The following is a 22,426-nucleotide window of genomic DNA, read 5'->3' on the forward strand; positions in this document are numbered from 1 at the left end:
CGGGTGAACCGGAGACTGATTCATTCGAGGCACGCTCGAGACCGCTGCTGCCCGGATCCTGAGGATCCTTCATCGGTCTCGCCGCCTATCACGTCGATGTGAATTCCTTGGCTCTATTTTACCCCCAAGGGGAAGAAGTGAATGTCACAATTCGATTAAGAAAGGAATTTCTACAAGTTTGGATGCTGTTTGATGTATTTTGATGATGCAATTGCGTCCCAGCCGAGGTTCGGCGAGCCAGGCACCTACTCAGTCAGCAGGCCGGGCAGCTGGTCCATCGCGCTGAAGGTCTCGGCCGCACCTGCTGCCAACAGTGTTTCCGCGCTCTGATGCACCGGAGAGTCCGGGCAGAATCCGAGCACACGGGATCCGGCCGCAGCGCCGGCGATCACCCCGGTGGGGGAATCTTCGATCACGGCCGCCTCGGCGGGGTCGATGCCCAAGGAATCAGTCGCAGCGAGGTAGACGTCTGGGGCGGGCTTCGAGTTCGGCTGTTCCATGCCGGAGAAGATCCGACCCTCGAAGGCATCGAACAGGCCGATCTTGCGCAGCTGCAGCTCGATCTTCGGACGATCCGCTCCCGAAGCACAGGCGATCCTGCCCGGGTAGATCTCGGCGATGCGGTGAACGGCGTCGACGACCCCTGGAATCGCTTGGAGGGAGGCTTCAAGCTGGGCATTGCGGCGCCGCCGGAACTCCTGCATCCAGTGCTCGTCGATGCGGAATCCGGTGTGCTCCTCGATGACATCGGCCTCGTCGCGGAGCATCTTGCCGACGAATCGCGCAATGCACTCCTCGGCGCTCAGCTGCCAGCCGAGTTCCTGCAGCATCTGGTGGAGGACGCCGTTCGTGATGCTTTCGGAGTCGACGAGGACTCCGTCACAGTCGAAGAGGACAGCGGAGAATTTCGGAAGTGGGGCCATGCTCCGATTCTGCCACCGGGCACTGACGCGGAATTACGGGCATCCACGCCGGCTCGTCCCTGAATCTCGCGGACCCGATACAGCCGCCGTCGCACTGTGCCGACCGACACCGCCCCTGCTGCTCCAGCTCAGGAAACTGAGAGAGCCCCAATCACACCGCACCGACCGCCACCGCCGTGTACAGCACCCGTGCGGTGGCGAGCGCGCAGACGATGATGACCAGCGCAAACAGCGTCAGCCAGGCACCGGCGGGCAAGGCCGAACCCTGCGCGAGGATATAGGCATCGGACTGCTGCACGTGGCGCCGGCGCGTATGGACGCGGATGACCTTGGCGAGGTCCTTGAGCGACCCGATCGTCAGTGCCGTGCCGAGTGCGGCGACGAAGACCGAGATCCACTCCAGCGGCAGGAACACGACGACGAGCTGCGCCGCGATCGCCGTGATCACGGCGATGACCGCGCCCGCGAGGTTCCGGATGAAGAGGAGAGTGACCAACAGGATCAGCGCACCCACCGACAGTGCCAAGGGGGCCCAACCGAAGACCGCCGAGGTGGCCAGGACGAGTCCGAGCACGCCCGGTGCCGGATATCCCCAGAAACCCGCCCAGGTGGCGGAGAAGCCGACTCGGCCGAAGGAGTTCATCTGCCCCGAATGGTCGAAGTTCAGTGAGATCCCTTTGACCACGCGTCCCGTCATCAGGGCGGCGAATGCGTGGCCGAGCTCGTGGATGAAGGTCACGAACAGTCCGAAGAACCTCCAGATCCCCGGAGTCAGAGTCACGACCAGGGGCACTCCGATGACGAGCACGAGCCCGAGGACGTCGAGCTCGAGCCCGTCCTGCCGCCCGAAGCCCGAGGTGATGGCATCCCACCACGTCGCCGTTGCCTGCTTGAAGTCCATAGCGGCCCAGTGTACGAACCGCTCCTGAGCGGGACCCTCAGGACCTCCTCAGCGATTCGGGAGGTCGCGTCGCCCATGGTTCCGGAGGTCGCGGCACCCATGGTTCCGGAGGTCGGGGTGCCTAGACGGCCAGCGCCTCGACATCGACCCAGGAACGTTCGTGTACCGACCGCAGCACGGCCTCCGTCACGAGCACGGCGCGCACCCCGTCTCGAAGCGTCGGCAGCCCCTCCGGTCGCTCGCCTGCGAAGAGCGCATAGGAGTCGGCGACGAAGGCATTGAACGCATCCTGGTACCCCTGCGGGTGCCCCGCCGGAACCATGCACAGACGCGCGGCATCGGCGGACAGGGAGTCAGGATCGCGGACGAGGAGGCGGCTGTCGGCGCGCCGACCGAACCACAGCTGCTCGGGCCGCTCCTGCTCGAAGCGCATGCTCGCCTCGGTGCCGGCGATCTCCACGGTAAGCCCGTTCTTGCGTCCCGGAGCCAGCTGGGACACCAGCAGCGAACCGATGGCACCGCCGGAGAACTCGACGGTCACGGCCACGGTGTCCTCCGTGGTCACCGCGGTGCCGCCTCGGCGTGGGTGAACTGTTCTCGTGGTCGCCACCAGGGACGATATCCGGTCGTCGACGATGAACTCGATGAGGTCGACGAGGTGGGAGCCGATATCGGCGAAGGCCCGCGAAGGGCCGCCGCGTTCGGAGTCGACCCGCCAGTTCTCATCTCCGGAGCCGAGCAGCCAGTCCTGGAGGTATCCGGCGTCGACAGTCAGCAGAGTTCCGGCCTGACCCTCGCGGAATCGGGCGCGGGCCTCGCGCACCATCGGGTGGTAGCGGTAGACGAACGGAACGGTCCCCTGCAGCCCCGCCTCGTCGGCGCGGGCCAGCACGGCACGCGCGGCTGCCGAATCAGTGGCCAAGGGCTTCTCGCAGATGATGTTCGATCCCGCGTCGAGCGCCTGCAGAGACTGTGCCGCGTGGACGTCATTGGGAGTGCAGATGTGGACGGCGTCGAAGGTGCGACCGAGCAGTTCGTCGGACGGAGTCGAATTCTCGAAGCCGAGCTCAGCCGCCGCTTGTGCCGATCTCTCCGGCCGCGACGATGCGACCGAGTCGAGCACGGCTCCGGCCGACCGTGCGGCCCGACTGTGGACGCGGCCCATGAACCCGCCGCCGAGCATTCCGATGCGGAGACCTCGGCCCCGCGCTGTGTCACCTGAGTGCATGCCTCATTATGCAATCACCATCCGCACCGAGTCGACCGAACCGCTGCTCTCCGCCGCTGACACCCCCGCGCCACCGGGGGCCAATCCACCGACGCTCCGGCCTGGGCCTTTACACTGTGAGAAGCGACCGCGCAATCCCCCGCTCGCAGCGTGGTCCGCATCTTGCGAAGGAGTGTCATTGTCACAGCACCGCCGATTCGCCCAGGTCGATGTCTTCTCTGCCGTGCCCTTCCAGGGCAACCCCGTCGCGGTCATCGTCGATGCCGATGGCCTCGAAGAGAAGCAGATGGCCCGCATCGCGAACTGGACGAACCTGTCCGAGACCACCTTCATCCTCCCGCCCGACGACCCCGCAGCCGACTACCGTCTGCGCATCTTCACTCCGCATCGAGAACTGCCCTTCGCCGGCCACCCCACGCTCGGTTCGGCCGCGGCCTGGCTCGACGCCGGCGGCGCCCCGAAGCACGAGGACCGCATCGTCCAGGAGTGCGGTGCCGGCCTCGTCGACATCCGCAGATCCCCTCGCCGAGGCGGCCCGAACGGCCCGACCGCCGATTCCCCGACCGCGGCGACCGACGCACCCTCCGAGACCCTCGCCTTCGCCGCTCCCGACCGACTGCGCTCAGGACCGCTCGACGATGCCTACGTCGACCAGATCGCAACCGCCCTCGGCGTCGATCGCGCCGAGATCCTCGGACACCAGTGGGTCGACAACGGCCCCGGCTGGGCCGCCGTGCGACTGGCCAGCGCCGACCAGGTGCTCGCGCTCACCCCCGACTTCGCGGCCATCCCCGATGCGAAGCTCGGTGTCCTCGGCGCCCACCCGGACGGGGCAGACCACGAGTACGAGATCCGCGCCTTCGTCCCCGGAGTCGGCGTCGCCGAGGATCCGGTGACCGGCAGCCTCAACGCCTCCGTCGCCCAATGGCTCATCGGTGAGAACCTGGCTCCGAACAGCTATACCGCGACCCAGGGAACCGCGCTCGGCCGCTCCGGAGTCATCTCCATCACCGCCGAGGACGACGAGATCTGGGTCGGCGGAGACACATCCATCTGCATCCGCGGGACGGTGCACACATGAATCGACATCTCACTGAAGTGAACAAACCGAAGAAACGACTGCGCATCTTCCACGGCCGCATGTACTTCGCCCTCCAGGCCCTCGCCGGAGCGGCATGGTGGCTGGGCACCGCGACGATTCCCGGAGTCGCGACCGCGACGCTCGGCAGCATCGACCCGCTGCTCATCGCGATCGTCGACATTCCGCTCTTCGTCATCGGTTCGGCCCTGGCCGCGCTCAACTTCCGCTGGGCGGTGTGGATCGCCACCGGCTGGACCGTGCTCGTGGCGCTGGGCATGGTCATCTACGCAACCGCCACCACCGAGGCGGGACTCGGCGCCGTCCTCATGATCCTTGCTGCGCTCGGCAGCCTCCTTGCCGGTGCGCTCATGATCGTCGGCCGCATCCCGTCCGAGAAGCTCCTGGTCGGACCCTTCGCGTTCCACAGTTCGCACACCCGCATCCGGTCCCGCCTGCTGCTGCACACCACCATCCAGATCGTCGTGTTCTGGGGCGTGTTCCTCATCATCATCCCGGTCATCATCAATGCCTTCGAAGACCGCTGGAACCTCGCCTACAAGTTCCCGATCCTCCTGGTCGTCGTCGGCTTCGCCCTGCTCGCCTTCTCCAGCGTCATCGGCGTGTGGTCGGCCCGAGCGATCGCGAACTTCGGCTCCGGCACCCCGCTGCCCTCGCAGATGGCCCACCACCTCGTCGCCCGCGGCCCCTACGCCTTCGTCCGCAATCCGATGGCCATCGCCGGCGTCGTCCAGGGCATGGCCATGGGTCTGCTCATCGGTTCTTGGCTCGTCATCGTGTACGCGCTCATCGGCTCACTGCTCTGGAACTGGCTCATCCGTCCCCACGAGGAGACCGACCTCCTGGAGCGCTTCGGCGACGAATACCGCGACTACGCCAAGCGCGTGCGCTGCTGGTGGCCGGCCCTCTCGACCGCCGAAACCGCTCCCGACCTTGTCGACGAGGACTGATCGGCCTACGCTCGGTCAAGACCATCCACTCACCGAGGAGGCCGCATGGTCACGTTCACCACTGAACTCCTGAAACTCGGCGACAACGTCGGCATCGAAGTTCCCGAGGACATCGTGCTCGGCTTCGGTGCGGGCAAGCGGGTCCCGGTCATCGTCACGATCGAAGGCTATTCCTATCCCTCGACGACCGCGGTGATGGGTGGGAAGTACCTGCTCCCGCTCGCCAAGGAACACCGGGAGAATATCGGTGTCGCCGGCGGCGAGACCCACGTGGTGACGCTGACTCACGACACCTCGAACCGAGAGACCCCGGTTCCCGATTCCCTCGCCGAGGCGCTCGCCGCCGCCGGTGTCCGCGCGGCTTTCGATGCACTCGCACCGTCGAAGCGCAAGGAGCATGTGCGGCAGGTGACCTCGGCGAAGGCCGAGGAGACCCGCGATCGCCGGATCAAGAAGATCGTCGACTCGCTCGGCTGATCACCCTGCATCGTGCAGGGTCACCGCATAGCCGTCGGTGTCGGCGAAGGCGAAGGTCAACCCGAAGGGACTGGGAGCGGGCGCCCGGAGGATCTCCACCCCCGCCTCGGCGAGGGAATCATGCAGCGCCTGCGCATCATCGCACTTCAGCCACAGTGCCACCCCGTTTCCCGGACGGTCGCCGGAGTCGAGGTCGACTCCGGGCAGCGGTTCGCGCACGGCGAAGGGGATCGGCGAAGTCATGAAGACGACCGCTCCGGGAGGAGCAGCCGGGGCACGGGTGAGTCCGAGTCGCGATTCGTAGAACTGTGCGGCCGCTTCCACGTCTCGGACCTGCAAGGCGATGAAGTCCGGACCGCTGACTGAGCCGACCTGCTGTGTGGTGCCTGAGGCATCCATGTTGCTCTCCTTCTCTTCCGGGATCCCGCCACCCGACGTGGATCCCATGATCATCTGATGTCAGTATCCTGACATCAATTACAGTATGTCAGAATACTTACATGGGTCAAGAGAAAGGTGCTGACGACTTCGCACGCGAAGACAGCCTCGAGTCGCTGCTCGGCTATCAGCTCAAGCATCTGCAGTCGGCGCTGCGGTCGAAGATGGACGAAACGCTGCGGCCGTTGGAGCTGACCACCCCGCAATACAACTGCCTCGAGCAGCTGCGCCGGAGACCGGGAGCGTCGAATTCCGAGCTCGCGCGCGGCGCCTTCGTCACCCGGCAGACGATGAATACGCTGCTGCGCGGACTCCAGGAACGGGGACTGATTGAGCGACCTGCCACGGCCGAATCCGGTCGCATCCTGCCCACACTTCTCACCTCGGCAGGCGTTGAGGTGCTCGACCAGGCCATCTCCCGCGTCGAGGCGGTCTCCGCCCGCATGGTCTCACCGCTCGACGATGAGACTCAGGCGATGGTCACCGAGGCGCTCGGCCTGTGCATCGCGGCCCTCGAAGAGCCTGAGAACCGCTGAGGACGGGGAGATCGGGCATAAGGGGAAGGACGACTGGAAGGCCGGCGGACAACCAGGGTTCTGGACTGTCGTGGTCGGACCTACACCGGCGCGAGTTCCTTTTCGGATTCCCGCCTCATCGACCGTTTCGGCCATGCGGCCAGACAGCACAGGCCGAGGAGCGCGCCGATACCGGCGCCGAGAGTGTTCGTGACGAGGTCGCTGAGCGTGGCGAAGCGGGACTGAGTGAGCACGGTGCCCTGGAAGATCTCGATGGCTGCGCTGAAACCCGCGCCGAAGAGGAATCCTGGCCACCAGCGTCGGCGCCCGTAGTGCAGTGCCGCGAGGAAGCCGAAGGGAATGAACATCGCCACATTGCCGAGCTTCTCGACCCGTTCATAGGTCAGCCAGGCGGTCTCCCGGTGAGCGGCGAAGAGGTCGAGTGCGTGCCCGATGAGAGTGTCCGAGCCGGTGCCCATCTGCTGCGGGGTCAGCGTGATGGCAGCGATGAAGAGTGTGTAGAGGACGAGAAGGGCCAGCGGGGCACCGACTGTGCGCTGATCACGATCGATCATCAGCGACCAACTTACGACCGAATCCTGGGCACATCCTCAGATGCGGATTTGACCCGGCTCTCACAGGGCCTCAGGAACTCTCACCGGACCTCATGCTCGACGGGAACGACGTCCATCCTCGGTGGCCAGATCTTCATGACGAGGAGTCCGACCACCGCTCCGATGCCGGCACCGAGGCTGTTCGTCACGAGATCACTGATCGTGGCGAAGCGCGTGGGTGAGAGCAGGGTCGCCTGAGTGCCCTCGATGAGGCACGTGAACGCGATGCCTGCGACCCAGCCGACCCACCAGCGTCTGCGGCCGCACTGGAGGGCCACAAACAGGCCGAAGGGAATGAACATTCCGACGTTCGCAAGCTTCTCGAGGATGTCAAAGCTGATCCATGCGGTCACCCGGTGAGAGGCGAGGAACTCGAGCAGTCCTGCGATGAACGACCCGGGGCCTGTGTCCATCTGGTTGGGTGTGAGCGTGACGAAGCCGATGAAGACCGTGTAGAGGATGAGCAGCGCCAGGGGCATCGTCCGCAGCTGTCGCCTCGTGCCCGTCATCGTTCCCCTGTCCCTCGGCCTCCAGTCGCTCGGCCCGGTCTCATTCTGCCCGTCTGCGGCATGAGGGTCGAGGGATTCCCGCATCGATTGCGGGAATCACCCCTACCATTGCGGTCTCACGACCGGGATTCAGACGAGGTGGATCCAGACGAGGTGAATCAGGCGATGGCCTCGACGTCATCGAAGCTCGCGGTGTCGATGACGACGCGGAACTGCACGTCTCCGGCCACGACTCGGTCGTAGGCGGCGTCCGCCTCGGTGACGGGGATCGTCTCGATCTTCGCGGCGATGCCGTGTTCGGCGCAGAAGTCGAGCATCTCCTGGGTCTCGGCGATGCCGCCGATGTTCGATCCGGCGATCGCCTTGGCCCCGCCGATGACGGCACCGAAGGAGAACTCCTGCTTCTCCGGCGGGAGGCCGACGACGGCCATGACCCCGCGCGGTTTGAGCAGTCGCAGGTAGCGGTTGACGGGGATATCGGCGCTGATCGTGTTGAGGATGAGGTCGAACTCGCCGGCGTGGTCGGAGAAGAAGTTCTCGTCGGTGGTGGCGAGCATCCGCTGCGCACCGAGTTCCAGTGCCGCTGCTTCTTTCTTCAGTGTGCGCGAGAGGACGGTGACTTGCGAGCCCATGGCCGCGGCGATCTGCACGCCCATGTGGCCGAGTCCGCCGAGTCCGAGCACGGCGACCTGCTTCGGAGCACCGTTCTTCTTCTCACCGGCGCCCCAGCGGTTCAGCGGTGCATAGGTGGTGATGCCTGCGCACAGCAGCGGGGCGGCGACGTCGAAGTCGAGCGCATCGGGAATCCGGCAGACGAAGCGTTCGTTGACGACGACCTTCTGCGCGTATCCGCCCTGGGTGATCGTGCCGTCGACGTCTTCGACGTTGTATGTGCCGACGTTGCCGTTCAGGCAGTTCTGCTCCTGACCGGCCTGGCATTCCTCGCACTCGCCGCACGAGTTGACCATGCAGCCCACGCCCACGCGGTCGCCGACCTTCCAATCAGTGACATCGGAACCGACGGCCTCGACGACGCCGGCGATCTCGTGTCCGACGGTGAGCGGGAAGTGCGCCTCGCCCCATTCGTTGCGGATGGTGTGGATGTCGCTGTGGCAGATGCCTGCGGCCTTGATGTCGATGACGACGTCATCGGGTCGGGGATCCCGGCGTTCGATGGTGGCCACGCGGAAAGGCTGATCCGTTCCCGTCTTCTGCAGTGCCTTGACGCTGATGCTCATGTGATCTCCTTGGACTTGCGTATCCGTTGCTGGGCCACATCGTCCAGCGCTTGCGGCTCGCAGTCTATTCCATGCACATGGACTTATACTTCGACTATCCGCCAGTCCTTCATTCGGCCCCATCGAACGGCTCAGTCCTTGATCGCGCGCTCACCGATGCTCAGATCGAGGGGGAAATCGACGGGGGCATCTCCGAACAGCAGTCGACCCGCCGAGGCGGCCGCCGCCCTGATCGCCTCTGCCGCCTCCTCGGCCTGCTCGGTCGGGGCATGGACGATGACCTCATCGTGGAGGAAGAACACGAGGTGAGCACGGCGGGAGAACACCGGCCCAGAGGCGGCCGCCGGGGAGGTGTCCTTCCCACCGTTCGGTGCCGCCGCCTCTGATGTCTCCTCGATCTCCGGCAGCCGCGCCAGGCGCAGTCGCAGGTCGGCCAGCCAGGCCAGCGCCCATTCGGCCGCTGTGCCCTGAACGACGAAGTTGCGGGTGAATCGTCCCTGGTCACCGGCGGCCCGCCGGGCCCTCTGCTCATCGGCTCCGGTGGCATCGAAGCGGTTCGCGGCCCTCTGCAGTCTCTGCCACCCTTCGCCAGGAGGTGGGGAGGTCCGGCCCAACCAGGTGGACACGACTCCTCCCTGTCGTCCCGCCTCGGCGGCGGAATCGACGAGGTGCATAGCGGCGGGGAAATTCTGCCGCAGACGCGGCACCAGGGCTCCGGCCTCCCCGGTCGTCGATCCGTACATTGCCCCGAGCACCGCGATCTTCGCTTCCTGCCGGGTGGCCACGACGCCGGCGTCGACGAGTCCGGAGTAGAGATCGCGACCGAATCCGGCCTCGGCCATCGCCCGGTCTCCGGACATGGCGGCGAGCGCACGGGGTTCGAGCTGGGCGACATCGGCGGAGACGAGCCGCCATCCCTCGTCGGCACGCAGGGCAGGACGCAGCTGTCGCGGGATCTGCAGGGCCCCTCCCCCGCTGGCCGCCCACCGTCCGGTGACGACTCCGCCGGGCACATAGACCGGACGGTAGCGGCCGTCATCGACCCATTCATCGAGCCAATGCCATCCGTTGGCACTCAGCAGCCGCGCCATCTTCTTGTACTCGAGCAGGGGTGCGACCGCCGGATGTTCGCTCGTCTGCAGCTCCCATTTCGAGGTCGAGGCGACGTTGATGCCGGCATTGCGCAGCGACGCGAGCAGCCGGTTCGGCGAATCGAGGTTGACCCGCGGATCCTCAAGGGCCGCGCGGACGTCCTCGGCCTTGGACAGCATCTTCTGAGGCTTCCCGTCCCGGATCGGCCGGGGACCGAGCAGTTCGGTCAGTATCCGATCGTGTTCGGCTTCGTCCCAGGGCACCCCTGCCGCACGCATCTCCGCGGCGACGAGTCCTCCCGCCGACTCAGCGGCCAGCAGCAGCCTCAGACGTCCCGGATCGCTCGCGGTCTCGATCGCCGCGGTCTGCCGGACATGTTCGGCCAGGGCCGCCACGAGGTCATGCGGAACCTGTGGGATGAATCCGCGCCCGGCATCGAGGTCGAAGAGAGCGGCGGCCTGTTCGGGTGCGGCGGCGTCGGCGGGCGCGGCGTCCCATTCGGAGGCGGCGCGCACCGCCTCCGGTGCGGTGACGAGTTCGGAGCGGGCCAGGATCGCGTGAGCCAGACGCAGATCATGGCAGCGCTCGAGGCTCACCCCGGCGGCGAGCAGCGGCGGGCACCATTTCGCGGTATCGCTGAGGACCCAGCGAGAGCGGGCCCCGCCCGGCCCACTCGAATCTCCCCCGGCCCTGTCCTCACGGTCACGGACGAACTCGGGCAGGTCCGCCTCGGCGAGGTCGATCCGACCGATCTCCTGACCTGCGCTGTCGAGGTCGACGATCCCGATACGCTGCCCCTCGAACTTGGTTCCGGGCACGGTTCCGAGCACGCAGGCGGCGGGCCGCTGAGCGGGGGCGGAGGTCATAGATCCAGCCTACGCCGCGGGCTCGCTCTGACAGTCGCTCGGACGATCTCCCACTCGCCTGTCCGCACCCTGACCCTGGCCGCCTGCGGCGAACGTGATCCTGGTAACGTCGAGAGCGAATTCCGGGTGCCGAACTCCGCTCGAAAGGTCAGACACACAACATGGACGTTGTCTCCTCTCTCACCTCCGCTCTGCCGGCCGAAGCCGTCATCACCGATCCCGATTCGATGGATGCCTACCGCTGGGACCGCGCGAACGACCCCGATGCCGGGGTGCCTGCCGCCGTTGTTCGGGTGAGAACCACCGAGGAGGTGCAGACGGTGGTGCGCATCGCCGCCGAGGCGAAGGTCCCGATCGTGCCCCGCGGCGCCGGATCCGGCCTGTCGGGCGGCAGCTCCGCGGTCGCCGGCGGAATCGTGCTGTCCCTGGACAAGATGCGCGAGATCAGCATCGACCCCGTCACCCGCATGGCCACGGTCCAGCCTGGCGCCTTCAACGCCGAGGTCAAGGCCGCCGCGGCCGAACACGGCCTGTGGTACCCGCCGGACCCCTCGTCCTTCGAGTTCTGCTCCATCGGCGGCAATATCGCCACCAACGCCGGTGGCCTGTGCTGCGTGAAATACGGTGTGACCACGGACTATGTCCTCGGGATGACCGTCGTCCTCGCCGACGGGCGGGCCGTGAAGCTCGGCGGACCCCGGCTCAAGGACGTCGCCGGTCTGCCGCTGACGAAGCTCTTCGTCGGTTCCGAGGGGACCTTGGGCGTGATCACCGAGGTGACCCTGCGCCTCATTCCCGCCCAGCTGCCTCCGACGACCGTCGTCGCGATGTTCCCGAAGCTCGCCGATGCCACGAACGCCGTGCTCGAGATCGCGAAGGCCATGCGCCCCTCGATGCTCGAGTTCATGGACAGACCGTCGATCAACGCCGTCGAGGATGAGCTGAAGATGGGCCTCGACCGTGAGGCCGAGGGCATGCTCGTCATCCAGTCCGACGAGCCCGGCGAGCACTGCACCGTGCAGGCGAAGATCATCGAGGAGATCTGCAACAGCAACTCAGCCTCCGAGTGCTATCTCACTGCCGACGCCGACGAGGGCGAAGCCTTCGTCACGGCCCGCCGGATCGCGATCCCGGCCGTGGAGAAGAAGGGTGCACTGCTGCTCGAGGATGTCGGGGTTCCGCTGCCGAAGCTCGGCGACCTGGTCCTCGGCATTGAGAAGATCGCGGCCGACCGCGGCGTGACGATCGCCGTCATCGCGCACGCCGGCGACGGCAACACGCATCCGCTGCTCGTCCTCGATCCCAAGGACGAAGACCAGCAGAAGCGCGCGCAGATCGCCTACGGCGAGGTCATGGATCTGGCCACGGGGCTGGGCGGGACGATCACCGGTGAGCACGGCGTCGGTCGACTCAAGGCGCCGTGGCTCGCGCCCTACCTCGGCGAGGACGTCATGGAGCTCAACCACCGGATCAAACAGGCCCTCGATCCGGACAACATCTTCAACCCGGGATCGGTCTACACCGGACTCGTCTGAGGCTCCGGCCGTCGGGACCGGCTCGGTTGGTTCGGGACCGGCTCGGTTGGTTCGGGACCGCCTCGGCGGATGAGATTCGTGGAAGAATTCTGCACAGCTGTCGAATCGGCGTCGATTCGATCGTCTTCTCTGTGAGCGACCGAAATCCGGCCGCCGCACACAGAACGGAGCGAACCATGCGCTATTCACTGATCTTCCACGCACCCGAGCCCGGAGCCGACGGCCCCGCCCCCACCGAAGAGGACTTCCTGGAGATGATGCGCCTCATGGACGACTTCGGCCAGGCGCTGAACTCGGCCGGAGTCTTCGTCGCCTGGGAGATGCTCGCACCCCACACCGAGACGAAGACCGTGACCCGGAGGACCGGAGAGGTCGTCATCGAGGATGGGCCCTTCGCCGCGGCGAAAGAGGCCCTGGCCGGGGTCGTCGTCATCGACGTTCCCGACATCGAGGCGGCCCTGGCTTGGGCCGAGAAGTTCCCCGGCACGAGCTACGGCACCATCGAGGTCCGACCCGCGGCGACTTCGTTCGTCGACGGCACCTGGACCCGACCGGATGACGGGCCGACCCGATCCGGCGACTGCCCGTCCCGCGCGGACGGCTCCTCCTGATAGCTCGCCGATGACCGAATCCGCAGAGTCGGCCGATCCTGCCGAGCGCGCGATGATCCTGTCCCAGGACGGCTGGGGCAGGATCATCGCGCTCATCGCAGCCGCCGATGGTGATATCTCCGGCGCCGAGGATGCGCTGTCCACCGCGCTCGAACGTGCCGTGACCGCGTGGCGGGCCCAAGGACCGCCCGCCAACCCCGAAGGCTGGCTCTACCGGGTGGCGCTCAATGCCCGCCGGGACGTGTGGAGATCGGCGGCGGCACGGACCTCAACGGCCCTCGACGAGGAGACGATCGACCGCATCGACGGCGGCACCGACCCCGCCGATCACGCCCCTGACGCCCTGCCCGACCGCCGGCTCGAACTCCTCGCGGCCTGCGCTCACCCGGACATCGACCCTCCCGCCCGGCCGCTGCTCATGCTCTCTGCGGTGATGGGGATGACGGCAAAACAGATCGCCGCGGCCATGGCCCTGCCCGCCGCCACCGTCTCTGCCCGTCTGACCAGAGCGAAGAAACGCATTGCCGGTCTCGGCGTCGCCTTCGGCAGTCCCGACCGCCTCGACCTCGAGTCCCGTCTGCCCGATGTGCACGAAACGATCTACGGGGCCTTCGCCATCGAATGGGCCCAAGCGGCCGCGCAGCCACGGGAGGGCATGATCGGCGAGGCCCTGTACCTGTCCCGCCTCGTGGCCGAACTCTGCCCCGGCGACGGCGAATCCCACGGACTGGCCGCCCTCATCCACCTCTCCGCCGCCCGATTCCCCGCTCGTCGCAGCGGCGACGGACGATTCGTCCCCCTGTCCGACCAGGACCCGGACCGCTGGGACGGAACACTCACCGAGGCGGGTGAGCGCCACCTCGTCGAGGTCCACCGCTGCGGACACGTCGGCCGATTCGGGCTCGAGGCGGCCATCCAACTCCTCCATATGGCCGGAATCCGCACCGGATCCACGGATTGGCCGATGCTGCTGCGCCTCCACGACGACCTCGCGCTGGTAGCCCCGAGCCTCGGCGGATCGGTCTCCCGGGCGGCCATCCTCGCCGAAGTCGAGGGACCCGAGGCGGGACTGACGGCACTTGACGCGCTCGATGCCGACTCGCTGCGTCTCTCCGCCTTCCAACCTGCCTGGGTGCTGCGGGCTCACTTGCTCGCCCGCCTCGGCCGCACAGACGAGGCGGCCACCGCCCGTCGTCGGGCCCTCGACCTGACCACCGACCCGGCCGAACGCGACTACCTCTCGGTAGGACTCACCTGAGACGGACGTCACCTCGTCTTCGGGATGGGCGGGGGTACGGCATATGATGGTGAAATCAATCCACAGACTCCGAAACCATCCTGCATGCACAATTCCTCTCAGACCGAACCCGCCCAGGGCACGTCCCAGGGCTTCGCCCACGCAAAGGCGATCCTGTTCGGCGAACACGCGGTTGTCTTCGGCTCTCCGGCCGTCGCAGTGCCATTGCACGGGCTCGGAGTCCAGACCGACATCCGCCGCTCCCCGCATCAGGAGACCCGGATCGAGAGCCAGCTGTTCTCCGGAAATGCGCAGACCGCTCCCGAGCCGATGGGCCCCGTCGTCGCCGGTCTCAACGCCGCGCTGAAGGCCGTGGGAAATCCCGACGCCGAGGTGGAGCTGCTCATCCGTTCGGCGATCCCCCACAGCCGGGGCCTGGGTTCGAGTGCAGCCGTGGCCACCTCCGTGGCCCGCGCCGTCGCGAACCTGCATGCGACGGTCTTCGACGAGAACACCCTCCACGAGATCGTGCAGGCGGCCGAAACCGTCGCCCATGGCCGACCCAGCGGAATCGACGCCTGGGCCGTGGCCAAACCAGCCCCCATCCGCTTCCAGACGGGGTGCGCCCAGACCATCGACGTCGGTCAGCGCCTCGTCTTCGTCCTCGCGGACTCCGGTCATCACGGGTCCACCGCCGAGGCGGTCGGAGGGGTCCGTGCCCGCCGTGACGCCGATCCTGTGCGCATCGGGGGGATGATCGACCGTCTGGCCGAAATCACCGACTCCGCCGTCGACAACATCCGCTCCGGTGACCGTGGGGCGATCGGCACCCTGATGAACGAAGCCCATGGACTGCTCGGCAGCCTCGGTGTGTCGACCCCGACCCTCGATTCCCTCGTGGACGCCGCCACCGCGGCCGGAGCCTGGGGCGCCAAACTCACCGGCGGCGGACTCGGCGGCTGCGTGCTGGCCCTGGCCGATGACGATGATTCGGCCGAAGAGCTCGCCGAGGCCCTGCGCAAGGCGGGAGCACCCCGCACCTGGACGACGGAGGTCAGACCGACATGAGAACGACGACGGCGCGGGCCTACCCGAACATCGCCCTGGTCAAGTACTGGGGCAAGGCCGATGAGGAGCTCATCCTGCCCGCTGCGGGCAGTCTGTCGCTGACCCTCGACCATTTCGAGACCACGACCACCGTGGTGCCCGCCCCGGATGCCGAGACCGATGTCCTCGAACTCGACGGCGCACTCGCCGATGCCGGTCAGACCGACCGCATCTCGACTTTCCTCGACCATGTCCGCGCCCTGGCCGGACGGGATGACCGGGTCCTCGTCCGGTCCCGCAACTCCGTGCCCACGGGTGCCGGTCTGGCCTCCTCGGCGTCGGGCTTCGCCGCTCTGGCGACGGCCGCAGCCAGGGCCTTCGACCTCGACCTCGGCGCCGAAGATCTCAGCCGCCTGGCCCGCCGCGGTTCGGGGTCGGCGTGCCGCTCGATTCCCGACGGCATCGCCGTCTGGCACGCTGGCGACGACGCCTCCTCCTTCGCCGAGACCGTTCCCGCCCCGGATATGCGGATGATCATCGTCACCGTCAACCGAGCGAGGAAGGCAGTGTCCTCCCGCGAGGCGATGCGCCTGACCGCCGCCACCTCTCCCTTCTACTCCGGCTGGGTGTCCTCGACCGAGGACTACCTCGAGCAGATGGTCGCCGCGTGCGCGGCCGGGGACTTCACGCGCATCGGTGAGATCACCGAATCCCACGCCCTTCGCATGCACGGACTCATCCAGTCCACCGTGCCGCCGATCCGGTTCCTCAATCCGACCAGCCACGCGATCTTCGACGCCGTGGCCGAAGCCCGCGAGTCGGGAATCGAAGCCTATTCGACCGCCGATGCCGGCCCGAACGTCGCCGTCATCGTCCGTCCCCATGACGCCGAGGCGCTGGCCGAGAAGCTCTCCGGCTTCGGCGACGTCCGCGTCGTCGGACCGGGACCGGGAGCCCACCTGCTCACCGCCGCTGACGCAGTCCCGCCCGCAGACGCAGTGAACCAGGCTGCGGGTGAGGGCAGCCGGGCATGATCGAGACCCGGGCACCCGGCAAGCTGTTCATCGCCGGCGAGTACGCCGTCGTCGAGCCCGGACAGCCCGCCGTGCTCATCGCCGTCGACCGGTGCATCACCGTTCGGCTGACCGAGAGCGAAGGTGCCGGCCGCATCCATTCGAGCGAATACGGTCAGGCTCCCGTCGTGTGGCGGCGCGAAGACGATGGTGAGCACATCATCGTCGATGAGCGCCCCTTCGACTATGTGCTCTCGGCGATCTCCACCGTCGAAGAGCTGCGCTCCGGCCGGGGTGCCAGCCCCCGCTACTTCGATCTCGAGATCTCCAGCGAACTCAATGACTCAGACGGCCGGAAGTTCGGGCTCGGCTCCTCGGCGGCGGTGACTGTGGCGACGATCGCCGCTCTCGATGAGTTCTATCGCCTCGGGCTGACCCTGACCGAACGCTTCAAACTCGCCGTCCTGGCGACCATCGCGATCTCCACGAAGGCCTCCGGCGGCGATCTTGCCGCGAGCACCTTCGGCGGCTGGATCCGCTACTCCTCCCCCGACCGTGCGGCCCTGCACGCTCACCGCGAGGCCCACGGGGTCGTCTCCGCCATGAGCTGCTCGGAATGGGCGGGCTGCTCGGCCAGACGGGTCACCCCACCGAGCTCGCTCAACCTCCTCGTCGGCTGGACCGGATCACCGGCGTCGACCGAACACCTCGTCACACGCGTCCGCACCCCGCGTGAGCGGGCGGACGAATCCTCTGCCGAATCGACTTCGGCACCGCAGAAAGCGCGCCCGCTCGTGTCCTTCGCCGCAGAGTCCCACACCCTTGTCGACGACCTGGTGGCGGCCTTCGACGCCGACGATGCCGAGGCCAGCCTGACCACGATCCGCTCCGTGCGTACCCTGCTGCGGCGACTGAGCGACTCCACGGGCAGCCTCATCGAAACCGAGGCCCTGCACGATCTGTGCGAGATCGCCGAAACCCATGGTGCCGCCGCGAAGCCGTCTGGAGCCGGCGGCGGCGACTGCGGAATCGCCCTCGCCCACTCCCACACCGAAGCACAGACCATTCTCAGCGGCTGGGAAGCCGCCGGAATCCGACCACTGGACCTCGGTGCCCACCGAGAGGAAGGCGAGATCGATGAGTTCTGAGACCCCGGCATCAGTTGAGACACCGGAGACCAAGGCCTCACGGGCCTCCCGCAAGGACGACCACGTACGCCTCGCCTCGGCGCAGCAGACGGAAGGCCCCCGACGCACCGACTTCGACGACCTCGAATTCGTCCACCATGCGCTCTCGGGGACGAACCCCGAACTTGTCGACCTCAGCGTCGAACTAGGCGAGTGGACGTGGCCGACGCCCTTCTACGTCAACGGCATGACCGGCGGCACGGAGACCACGGCGAAGATCAACCGTGACCTGGCCATCGCCGCCGCCGAGACAGGCCTGCCCATGGCCTGCGGATCGATGAGCGTAGCGCTCGACGACGCCGAGGCAGCGAAGGGCTTCACCGTCATCCGCGAGGAGAACCCGGACGGCTTCGTCATGGGCAACCTCGGTGCCGGTCGCAGCGCCGATGATGCCAGGCGGGCCGTCGAGCTGCTGAACGCCGATGCCCTCCAGCTGCACATCAACCCGGTGCAGGAGACCGCGATGCCCGAAGGCACCCGCGACTTCTCCACCTGGCTGTCCGGCCTCGAAGACATCGTCGCCGCCTGCCCCGTTCCCGTCGTCGTCAAAGAGGTCGGATTCGGACTCAGCCGCCGGACCCTGCGACTGCTCGCCGATATCGGGGTCCAGTACGCCGATGTCTCCGGCGCCGGAGGCACGGACTTCCTGCGCATCGAGAACGATCGCTCACCGGCCGATGACTTCTCCATGCTCACCGGCTTCGGCCAGTCCGCCCTGGCCTGTCTGCTCGACGCCCCACCCGAGTGGACGACGGAGACAACGATGGACGACGGCGTCTCGAACCGTGTGCTCCTGGCCTCCGGCGGCGTGCGCAACCCCTATGATGTCGTGAAAGCACTGGCCTGCGGTGCTCGCGCCGTCGGCGTCGCCGGCACGTTCCTGCAGACCGTGCTCGACCACGGTCCGGACGGACTCGTCGATCTCGTGCGCACCTGGCAGACTCAGACCTCGGCTCTGTTCGCCCTGCTCGGGGCGCAGCGGTCCACGGACCTCATGGCCACGGACCTGCTCACGCGGGGCCGCCTCGGCGAGTTCGCCCGCCTGCGCGGAATCGACGTCACCGCGCTCTCGCAACGATCCGACGTCCTTTCGAGGAGGAATCAGCTGTGAATCAGCAGACCACGATCACCGGGATCCCCACCACGTGGGTCGGTCCCCTGCGGGTCAGCGGCGAAGCGCTGGCTCCGGAAGGCACCCCCCACACCGAGGTGGCAGTGCCCCTGGCAACGTACGAGACCCCGCTGTGGCCCTCCGTCGGCCGCGGCGCGTCGATCTCCCGTGAGATCGAGGGCGGGATCCGCACCGTCATCGTCGATGAGCGGATGACCCGATCCGTGCTGTTCGTGGCCGAATCCGCGATCGGCGCCGAGGCGGCCGCGCAGGCCATCCGTCACCGCACCCGCGAACTCGAATCCGTCGTCGAGGCCGGGTCCGGCCATTGCCGGCTCATCGAGATCCACCCCGAGATCGTCGGGAACCTGCTCTTCGTCCGCTTCGCCTTCCGCACCAACGACGCCTCGGGCCACAATATGGTCACCCAGGCCTCGGATTCGCTTATGGACACCATCCTGTCCTGGCAGCTGGGCCTCGACTACGGCTCGGTGTCCGGCAACTACTGCTCGGACAAGAAGGCCACCGCGGTCAACGGGATCCTCGGACGCGGACGCAATGTCGTCGCCGAGATCGTCCTGCCCCACGAGGTCGTCGAGCGTCGCCTGCGCACGAGCGCTGAGAAGATGGTCGAACTCGTCGTGCGCAAGAACCTCGTCGGATCGACGATCGCCGGAGCCCTGCGTTCGGCGAACGCCCACTACGCGAACATGCTGCTGGCCTTCTACCTGGCCACCGGTCAGGATGCGGCGAACATCGTCGAAGGCTCGCAGGGCATCACCTATGCGGAGAACCGCCCCGAGGGCCTGTACTTCTCGACGACGCTGCCGCACCTCATCGTCGGCACCGTGGGCAACGGCAAGGATCTGCCGCATGTCGATGAGGCGCTGGAGCGTCTGGGCTGCCGGGAGGATCGTGAGCCGGGAGCGAATTCGCGTCGTCTGGCCGCACTCATGGCCGCGACGGTGCTCTGCGGTGAGCTCTCACTGCTCGCCGCTCAGACGAACCCCGGTGAGCTGATGGACACTCACCGTCAGATGGAACGCAAGGCTGATGAGCAGCGAGCTGCCGAGACTCAGCGAGAGGACGGCGAGGCCGCATGACATCACACACTGCTGCAGGCACTGTGCCGATCGGCATCGACGACATCGAGCTGGCCACGAGCCATCATGTCGTCAGGCTCGATGACTTCGCAGAGGCGAACGGCACCGATCCGAACAAGTTCCGCCTCGGCCTCGGCCAGGACGAGTTCAGCTTCCCGGCGCCCGATGAGGATGTCGTGACCATGGCCGCCGCGGCCGCCGCGCCCATCATTCAGCGCAGCGGGACCGAGGGCATCCGGACCCTGCTGTTCGCCACCGAATCGGGAATCGACCAGTCGAAGGCCGCCGGTATGGCCGTGCACTCGCTGCTTGACCTGCCGTCGCAGATGCGCGTCGTCGAGGTCAAGGAAGCGTGCTATTCGGCGACTGCGGCTCTGCAGGCCGCCGTCGGCATCGTCACGCGCTCTCCTGGCCAGCGGGTGCTCGTCATCGCCTCGGATGTCGCCCGCTACGAGCTCGACACCCCCGGTGAGCCGACCCAGGGCGCCGGCGCCGTGGCGATGCTCGTCTCCGCGGATCCGAAGCTGCTCGAGATCGAACCGGTCTCGGGTCTGAACTCGGCCGATGTCGATGACTTCTGGCGCCCGAACGATTCGACGACCGCGATCGTCGACGGGGCCCTCTCGGTCACCGCCTACCTCGATGCGCTCACCGGCGCATGGACCGATCTGGCCGCGCAGGGCGGACCGGAGATCGCCGAGATCGACCGCGTGCTCTACCACCAGCCGTTCACGAAGATGGCGAAGAAGGCACAAGTCCATCTCGCAGGACTCACCGGTGCGGATCTCGACACGGAGATCGTCGCGAGTGCCGGCGCGGGCGCCGATGCTGTCAGTTCCGGCCCGGCCGCCGCCACGGACTCGGCCGCTGCCGGCGCTTCCGACAACTCCGTTGCCACAGGCCCGCGCGATACGGGGCTGGCCACGAGCACTCTGTACAACCGGCGCCTCGGCAACTCCTACACCGCTTCGCTCTATGCCGGATTGTGCTCACTGCTCGATCACGATGAGGATCTTGCCGGCAAGCGCATCGGACTGTTCAGCTATGGGTCGGGCAGCGTCGGCGAGTTCTTCACCGCCCGCGTCATCCCCGGCTACGAGCAGCATTCGCGCCGACAGGCCGTCACCGAGGCCCTCGACGCCCGGGTTCCGCTGTCCATCGACGCGTATCGCGCTCTCCACGCCGCCGAGCTCTCCAGCGCCGAGGACGTCACGACCTCGAAGGTGACCGCGGGACCGTTCCGCTTCGCCGGGATCAAGGGCCGCGCCCGCCTCTACGAGCGCGCCTATCTCCCGATCCCAGCTCCTGAAGCTGACTCCATGCCGGCTCTGCGCCGCAAATAGTACAGGTTTCTCTGAACTGCTCACGTTCTTCCGTGTGCATCTCAGAAAAACCAGTACCATATTCGCGTTCGGCCCAGTTTGGGGCGAACAGCCCCTCTTTGAAGCTGGGCTGCTCAACTCAAACTGGGCCTTTCGCGAGTTTTGGCACAGGTTTCTTCGAAGGGCTCGCTTTGCTCCCTGAGCCATCCGAAGAAACCTGTGCCATTTCGCGTTCGGCCGCCGAGCCCCTCTTCAACCGACCGCAGGCACGACGAAGCCCCTCACCCTGACCCTGGCGGGACCCGGTGAGGGGCTTCTCGTTCGCTGTGCGCGAGGGGGGACTTGAACCCCCACGACCTTGCGGCCACTGGCACCTGAAGCCAGCGCGTCTACCAATTCCGCCACTCGCGCGAACAAGGTAAAACTCTAGCATCGGAGACGGCGAAACTGAAAACCGAGGAAGCCGAATCGAGGCAAACGTGTCCACCTTCACATTTTCGCCCCGCGCGGTCACTCAACCTGTGCCGCCCGCTCGCACCACGTGCATCCCACGCGGCCAATCATCGTGCATCCCGCGCGGCCACTCATCTTCGCCCTTTGCAGCCCCACGCCCTCAGCTCTCCCGCCGCCTGTACTCACCCCACGCGACCGCCCGCGCTCACCCCGCGCAGCCACACACGCTCGCCCCGCACACGGGCCCACCTGCACCGCGTGCCCTGCCTCGGTCTTCCCTGGACGCGCGCAGGGAATCCCGGCACAGCTTCGCCCCGCGAACACGCGTGACGTGAGTTGAGAGCCTCACCGCGTTAGGATTGGGTGTTGATGTGCCCAGAGTGCACGTGATCAGGACCACCTGGTCAGAGCACTCAAAGACGCTAGGCGAAGAGTTCGTCCGGCAACGGCAACACCTGATGAGGAGGTGCCATGGGGTTACTCGATCGCTTCGAGAAGGGGCTGGAGAACGTCGTCAACGGCGCCTTCGCCAAGGCTTTCAGATCCCAGGTCGAACCCGTCGAGCTCGCCGGAGCCCTGCGCCGTGAGGCCGACAACAAGGCCGCCGTGGTCTCCCGCGGTCGCACCCTGACGGCCAACCACTACGTCATCGAGCTTTCGCAGACCGACCACGACCGACTCTCCGGACTCGAGTCCGAACTGCGCTCCGATCTGCGCCAGGTCGTCGGCGACCACGCCGTCGAACAGGCCTACAGCTTCGTCGGTCCCGTCTCCGTCGAGTTCGCTCTCGCCGACGACCTCGACACGGGAATGTACCGCGTCGTGTCCTCGACCCAGCGTCCCGACGGATCGCCCGCCGCTCAGCCGGCCAACCGCGGCGGCTACGACCCGATCTCACGGGCGAATCCGATCGTCGGCGAGTCCCCGAACTCCGGTTCCCGACCCGCGACCCCGCGC

Annotated in this window: 22 protein-coding genes and 1 tRNA gene; 14 read left to right on the forward strand and 9 right to left on the reverse strand. The window is 67.0% G+C overall.

Going from position 1 to position 22,426, the window contains the following annotated elements:
* Positions 1-245 precede the first annotated feature (245 nt).
* The 3 genes from D3I60_RS06685 to D3I60_RS06695 all read right to left on the reverse strand — a co-directional run bounded on the left by D3I60_RS06685 (position 246) and on the right by D3I60_RS06695 (position 3,052).
* Complete coding sequence (locus tag D3I60_RS06685; protein ID WP_262775358.1) at positions 246-923, reverse strand: HAD family hydrolase; 678 nt, start codon at positions 921-923, stop codon at positions 246-248.
* Between the two features lie 151 nt (positions 924-1,074).
* Positions 1,075-1,824, reverse strand: coding sequence for a M50 family metallopeptidase (locus tag D3I60_RS06690; RefSeq protein WP_262775359.1), 750 nt, complete (start codon positions 1,822-1,824; stop codon positions 1,075-1,077).
* Between the two features lie 121 nt (positions 1,825-1,945).
* The gene (locus D3I60_RS06695; protein WP_262775360.1) at positions 1,946-3,052 is read right to left on the reverse strand and encodes a Gfo/Idh/MocA family protein; all 1,107 of its coding nucleotides are present in this window, start codon (positions 3,050-3,052) and stop codon (positions 1,946-1,948) included.
* A 178-nt stretch (positions 3,053-3,230) separates the two neighbouring features.
* Here D3I60_RS06695 and D3I60_RS06700 point away from each other — a divergent pair, with 178 nt between their 5' ends.
* Genes D3I60_RS06700 through D3I60_RS06710 form a run of 3 tightly spaced genes read left to right on the forward strand, consistent with a single transcriptional unit; the run spans position 3,231 to position 5,578 of the window.
* Entirely contained in the window at positions 3,231-4,133 is a 903-nt protein-coding gene (locus D3I60_RS06700) for a PhzF family phenazine biosynthesis protein (protein ID WP_262775361.1), read from the forward strand.
* A complete protein-coding gene (locus D3I60_RS06705; protein ID WP_262775362.1) occupies positions 4,130-5,101 on the forward strand; it encodes a methyltransferase family protein in 972 nt (323 codons plus the stop codon). The genes D3I60_RS06700 and D3I60_RS06705 overlap by 4 nt, the downstream gene beginning before the upstream one ends.
* 45 nt (positions 5,102-5,146) lie before the next feature.
* Positions 5,147-5,578, forward strand: coding sequence for a YdeI/OmpD-associated family protein (locus D3I60_RS06710; protein WP_262775363.1), 432 nt, complete (start codon positions 5,147-5,149; stop codon positions 5,576-5,578).
* Here D3I60_RS06710 and D3I60_RS06715 read toward each other — a convergent pair whose 3' ends face one another.
* Positions 5,579-5,977: a VOC family protein gene (locus D3I60_RS06715; RefSeq protein WP_262775364.1), complete on the reverse strand. Its 399-nt coding sequence runs from the start codon at positions 5,975-5,977 to the stop codon at positions 5,579-5,581. It lies immediately after the preceding gene.
* Positions 5,978-6,078: 101 nt separating this feature from the next.
* Here D3I60_RS06715 and D3I60_RS06720 point away from each other — a divergent pair, with 101 nt between their 5' ends.
* Positions 6,079-6,552 (forward strand): MarR family winged helix-turn-helix transcriptional regulator, encoded by a 474-nt coding sequence (locus D3I60_RS06720; protein WP_262775365.1) that lies wholly within the window; start codon positions 6,079-6,081, stop codon positions 6,550-6,552.
* Between the two features lie 80 nt (positions 6,553-6,632).
* Here D3I60_RS06720 and D3I60_RS06725 read toward each other — a convergent pair whose 3' ends face one another.
* The 4 genes from D3I60_RS06725 to D3I60_RS06740 form a co-directional block, all read right to left on the reverse strand.
* Positions 6,633-7,106 carry a VanZ family protein gene (locus D3I60_RS06725; protein WP_262775366.1) on the reverse strand — a complete coding sequence of 158 codons (474 nt, stop codon included), beginning with the start codon at positions 7,104-7,106 and terminating at the stop codon, positions 6,633-6,635.
* Positions 7,107-7,186: 80 nt separating this feature from the next.
* Positions 7,187-7,654 (reverse strand): VanZ family protein, encoded by a 468-nt coding sequence (locus tag D3I60_RS06730; RefSeq protein WP_262775367.1) that lies wholly within the window; start codon positions 7,652-7,654, stop codon positions 7,187-7,189.
* 158 nt (positions 7,655-7,812) lie between these two features.
* Positions 7,813-8,892, reverse strand: coding sequence for an NAD(P)-dependent alcohol dehydrogenase (locus D3I60_RS06735; protein WP_262775368.1), 1,080 nt, complete (start codon positions 8,890-8,892; stop codon positions 7,813-7,815).
* Positions 8,893-9,023: 131 nt separating this feature from the next.
* A complete protein-coding gene (locus D3I60_RS06740) occupies positions 9,024-10,850 on the reverse strand; it encodes a bifunctional 3'-5' exonuclease/DNA polymerase (protein ID WP_262775369.1) in 1,827 nt (608 codons plus the stop codon).
* A gap of 161 nt (positions 10,851-11,011) precedes the next feature.
* On the opposite strand from D3I60_RS06740, the gene D3I60_RS06745 reads away from it, so the two are divergent.
* The 9 genes from D3I60_RS06745 to D3I60_RS06785 all read left to right on the forward strand — a co-directional run bounded on the left by D3I60_RS06745 (position 11,012) and on the right by D3I60_RS06785 (position 21,037).
* Complete coding sequence (locus D3I60_RS06745) at positions 11,012-12,385, forward strand: FAD-binding oxidoreductase (RefSeq protein ID WP_262775370.1); 1,374 nt, start codon at positions 11,012-11,014, stop codon at positions 12,383-12,385.
* 176 nt (positions 12,386-12,561) lie between these two features.
* On the forward strand, positions 12,562-12,996 hold the full coding sequence (locus D3I60_RS06750; protein ID WP_262775371.1) for a YciI family protein: 435 nt from the start codon (positions 12,562-12,564) through the stop codon (positions 12,994-12,996).
* Positions 12,997-13,006: 10 nt separating this feature from the next.
* Positions 13,007-14,254, forward strand: a complete 1,248-nt coding sequence (locus D3I60_RS06755) for an RNA polymerase sigma factor (RefSeq protein WP_262775372.1) — start codon at positions 13,007-13,009, stop codon at positions 14,252-14,254.
* An 84-nt stretch (positions 14,255-14,338) separates the two neighbouring features.
* The gene (gene mvk / locus D3I60_RS06760) at positions 14,339-15,301 is read left to right on the forward strand and encodes a mevalonate kinase (RefSeq protein WP_262775373.1); all 963 of its coding nucleotides are present in this window, start codon (positions 14,339-14,341) and stop codon (positions 15,299-15,301) included.
* Positions 15,298-16,314, forward strand: a complete 1,017-nt coding sequence (gene mvaD, locus D3I60_RS06765) for a diphosphomevalonate decarboxylase (RefSeq protein WP_262775374.1) — start codon at positions 15,298-15,300, stop codon at positions 16,312-16,314. The genes mvk and mvaD overlap by 4 nt, the downstream gene beginning before the upstream one ends.
* Positions 16,311-17,441, forward strand: coding sequence for a phosphomevalonate kinase (locus D3I60_RS06770; RefSeq protein ID WP_262775375.1), 1,131 nt, complete (start codon positions 16,311-16,313; stop codon positions 17,439-17,441). The genes mvaD and D3I60_RS06770 overlap by 4 nt, the downstream gene beginning before the upstream one ends.
* The gene (gene fni / locus D3I60_RS06775; RefSeq protein WP_262775376.1) at positions 17,431-18,591 is read left to right on the forward strand and encodes a type 2 isopentenyl-diphosphate Delta-isomerase; all 1,161 of its coding nucleotides are present in this window, start codon (positions 17,431-17,433) and stop codon (positions 18,589-18,591) included. The genes D3I60_RS06770 and fni overlap by 11 nt, the downstream gene beginning before the upstream one ends.
* Positions 18,588-19,694: a hydroxymethylglutaryl-CoA reductase gene (locus D3I60_RS06780; RefSeq protein WP_262775377.1), complete on the forward strand. Its 1,107-nt coding sequence runs from the start codon at positions 18,588-18,590 to the stop codon at positions 19,692-19,694. Before fni ends, D3I60_RS06780 begins: the two co-directional genes overlap by 4 nt.
* Entirely contained in the window at positions 19,691-21,037 is a 1,347-nt protein-coding gene (locus D3I60_RS06785) for a hydroxymethylglutaryl-CoA synthase family protein (RefSeq protein ID WP_262775378.1), read from the forward strand. Before D3I60_RS06780 ends, D3I60_RS06785 begins: the two co-directional genes overlap by 4 nt.
* 306 nt (positions 21,038-21,343) lie before the next feature.
* Here D3I60_RS06785 and D3I60_RS06790 read toward each other — a convergent pair.
* Positions 21,344-21,427: transfer RNA gene (locus D3I60_RS06790), tRNA-Leu, on the reverse strand.
* Between the two features lie 513 nt (positions 21,428-21,940).
* Here D3I60_RS06790 and D3I60_RS06795 point away from each other — a divergent pair.
* The coding region (locus D3I60_RS06795) for a DUF3662 domain-containing protein (RefSeq protein ID WP_262775379.1) at positions 21,941-22,426 on the forward strand (486 nt) is incomplete at its 3' end.

Origin of the sequence: Brevibacterium permense (assembly GCF_025506275.1) — a bacterium.
Lineage (GTDB): Bacteria > Actinomycetota > Actinomycetes > Actinomycetales > Brevibacteriaceae > Brevibacterium > Brevibacterium permense_A.

Excerpts from the sequence above, each read along its gene's own strand:
- D3I60_RS06685 (WP_262775358.1), bottom strand. The coding sequence starts at position 923 with ATGGCCCCACTTCCGAAATTCTCCGCTGTCCTCTTCGACTGTGACGGA.
- D3I60_RS06690 (WP_262775359.1), bottom strand. The coding sequence starts at position 1,824 with ATGGACTTCAAGCAGGCAACGGCGACGTGGTGGGATGCCATCACCTCG.
- D3I60_RS06695 (WP_262775360.1), bottom strand. The coding sequence starts at position 3,052 with ATGCACTCAGGTGACACAGCGCGGGGCCGAGGTCTCCGCATCGGAATG.
- D3I60_RS06705 (WP_262775362.1), top strand. The coding sequence starts at position 4,130 with ATGAATCGACATCTCACTGAAGTGAACAAACCGAAGAAACGACTGCGC.
- D3I60_RS06710 (WP_262775363.1), top strand. The coding sequence starts at position 5,147 with ATGGTCACGTTCACCACTGAACTCCTGAAACTCGGCGACAACGTCGGC.
- D3I60_RS06715 (WP_262775364.1), bottom strand. The coding sequence starts at position 5,977 with ATGGATGCCTCAGGCACCACACAGCAGGTCGGCTCAGTCAGCGGTCCG.
- D3I60_RS06720 (WP_262775365.1), top strand. The coding sequence starts at position 6,079 with ATGGGTCAAGAGAAAGGTGCTGACGACTTCGCACGCGAAGACAGCCTC.
- D3I60_RS06725 (WP_262775366.1), bottom strand. The coding sequence starts at position 7,106 with ATGATCGATCGTGATCAGCGCACAGTCGGTGCCCCGCTGGCCCTTCTC.
- D3I60_RS06730 (WP_262775367.1), bottom strand. The coding sequence starts at position 7,654 with ATGACGGGCACGAGGCGACAGCTGCGGACGATGCCCCTGGCGCTGCTC.
- D3I60_RS06735 (WP_262775368.1), bottom strand. The coding sequence starts at position 8,892 with ATGAGCATCAGCGTCAAGGCACTGCAGAAGACGGGAACGGATCAGCCT.
- D3I60_RS06740 (WP_262775369.1), bottom strand. The coding sequence starts at position 10,850 with ATGACCTCCGCCCCCGCTCAGCGGCCCGCCGCCTGCGTGCTCGGAACC.
- D3I60_RS06745 (WP_262775370.1), top strand. The coding sequence starts at position 11,012 with ATGGACGTTGTCTCCTCTCTCACCTCCGCTCTGCCGGCCGAAGCCGTC.
- D3I60_RS06750 (WP_262775371.1), top strand. The coding sequence starts at position 12,562 with ATGCGCTATTCACTGATCTTCCACGCACCCGAGCCCGGAGCCGACGGC.
- D3I60_RS06755 (WP_262775372.1), top strand. The coding sequence starts at position 13,007 with ATGACCGAATCCGCAGAGTCGGCCGATCCTGCCGAGCGCGCGATGATC.
- mvk (WP_262775373.1), top strand. The coding sequence starts at position 14,339 with ATGCACAATTCCTCTCAGACCGAACCCGCCCAGGGCACGTCCCAGGGC.
- mvaD (WP_262775374.1), top strand. The coding sequence starts at position 15,298 with ATGAGAACGACGACGGCGCGGGCCTACCCGAACATCGCCCTGGTCAAG.
- D3I60_RS06770 (WP_262775375.1), top strand. The coding sequence starts at position 16,311 with ATGATCGAGACCCGGGCACCCGGCAAGCTGTTCATCGCCGGCGAGTAC.
- fni (WP_262775376.1), top strand. The coding sequence starts at position 17,431 with ATGAGTTCTGAGACCCCGGCATCAGTTGAGACACCGGAGACCAAGGCC.
- D3I60_RS06785 (WP_262775378.1), top strand. The coding sequence starts at position 19,691 with ATGACATCACACACTGCTGCAGGCACTGTGCCGATCGGCATCGACGAC.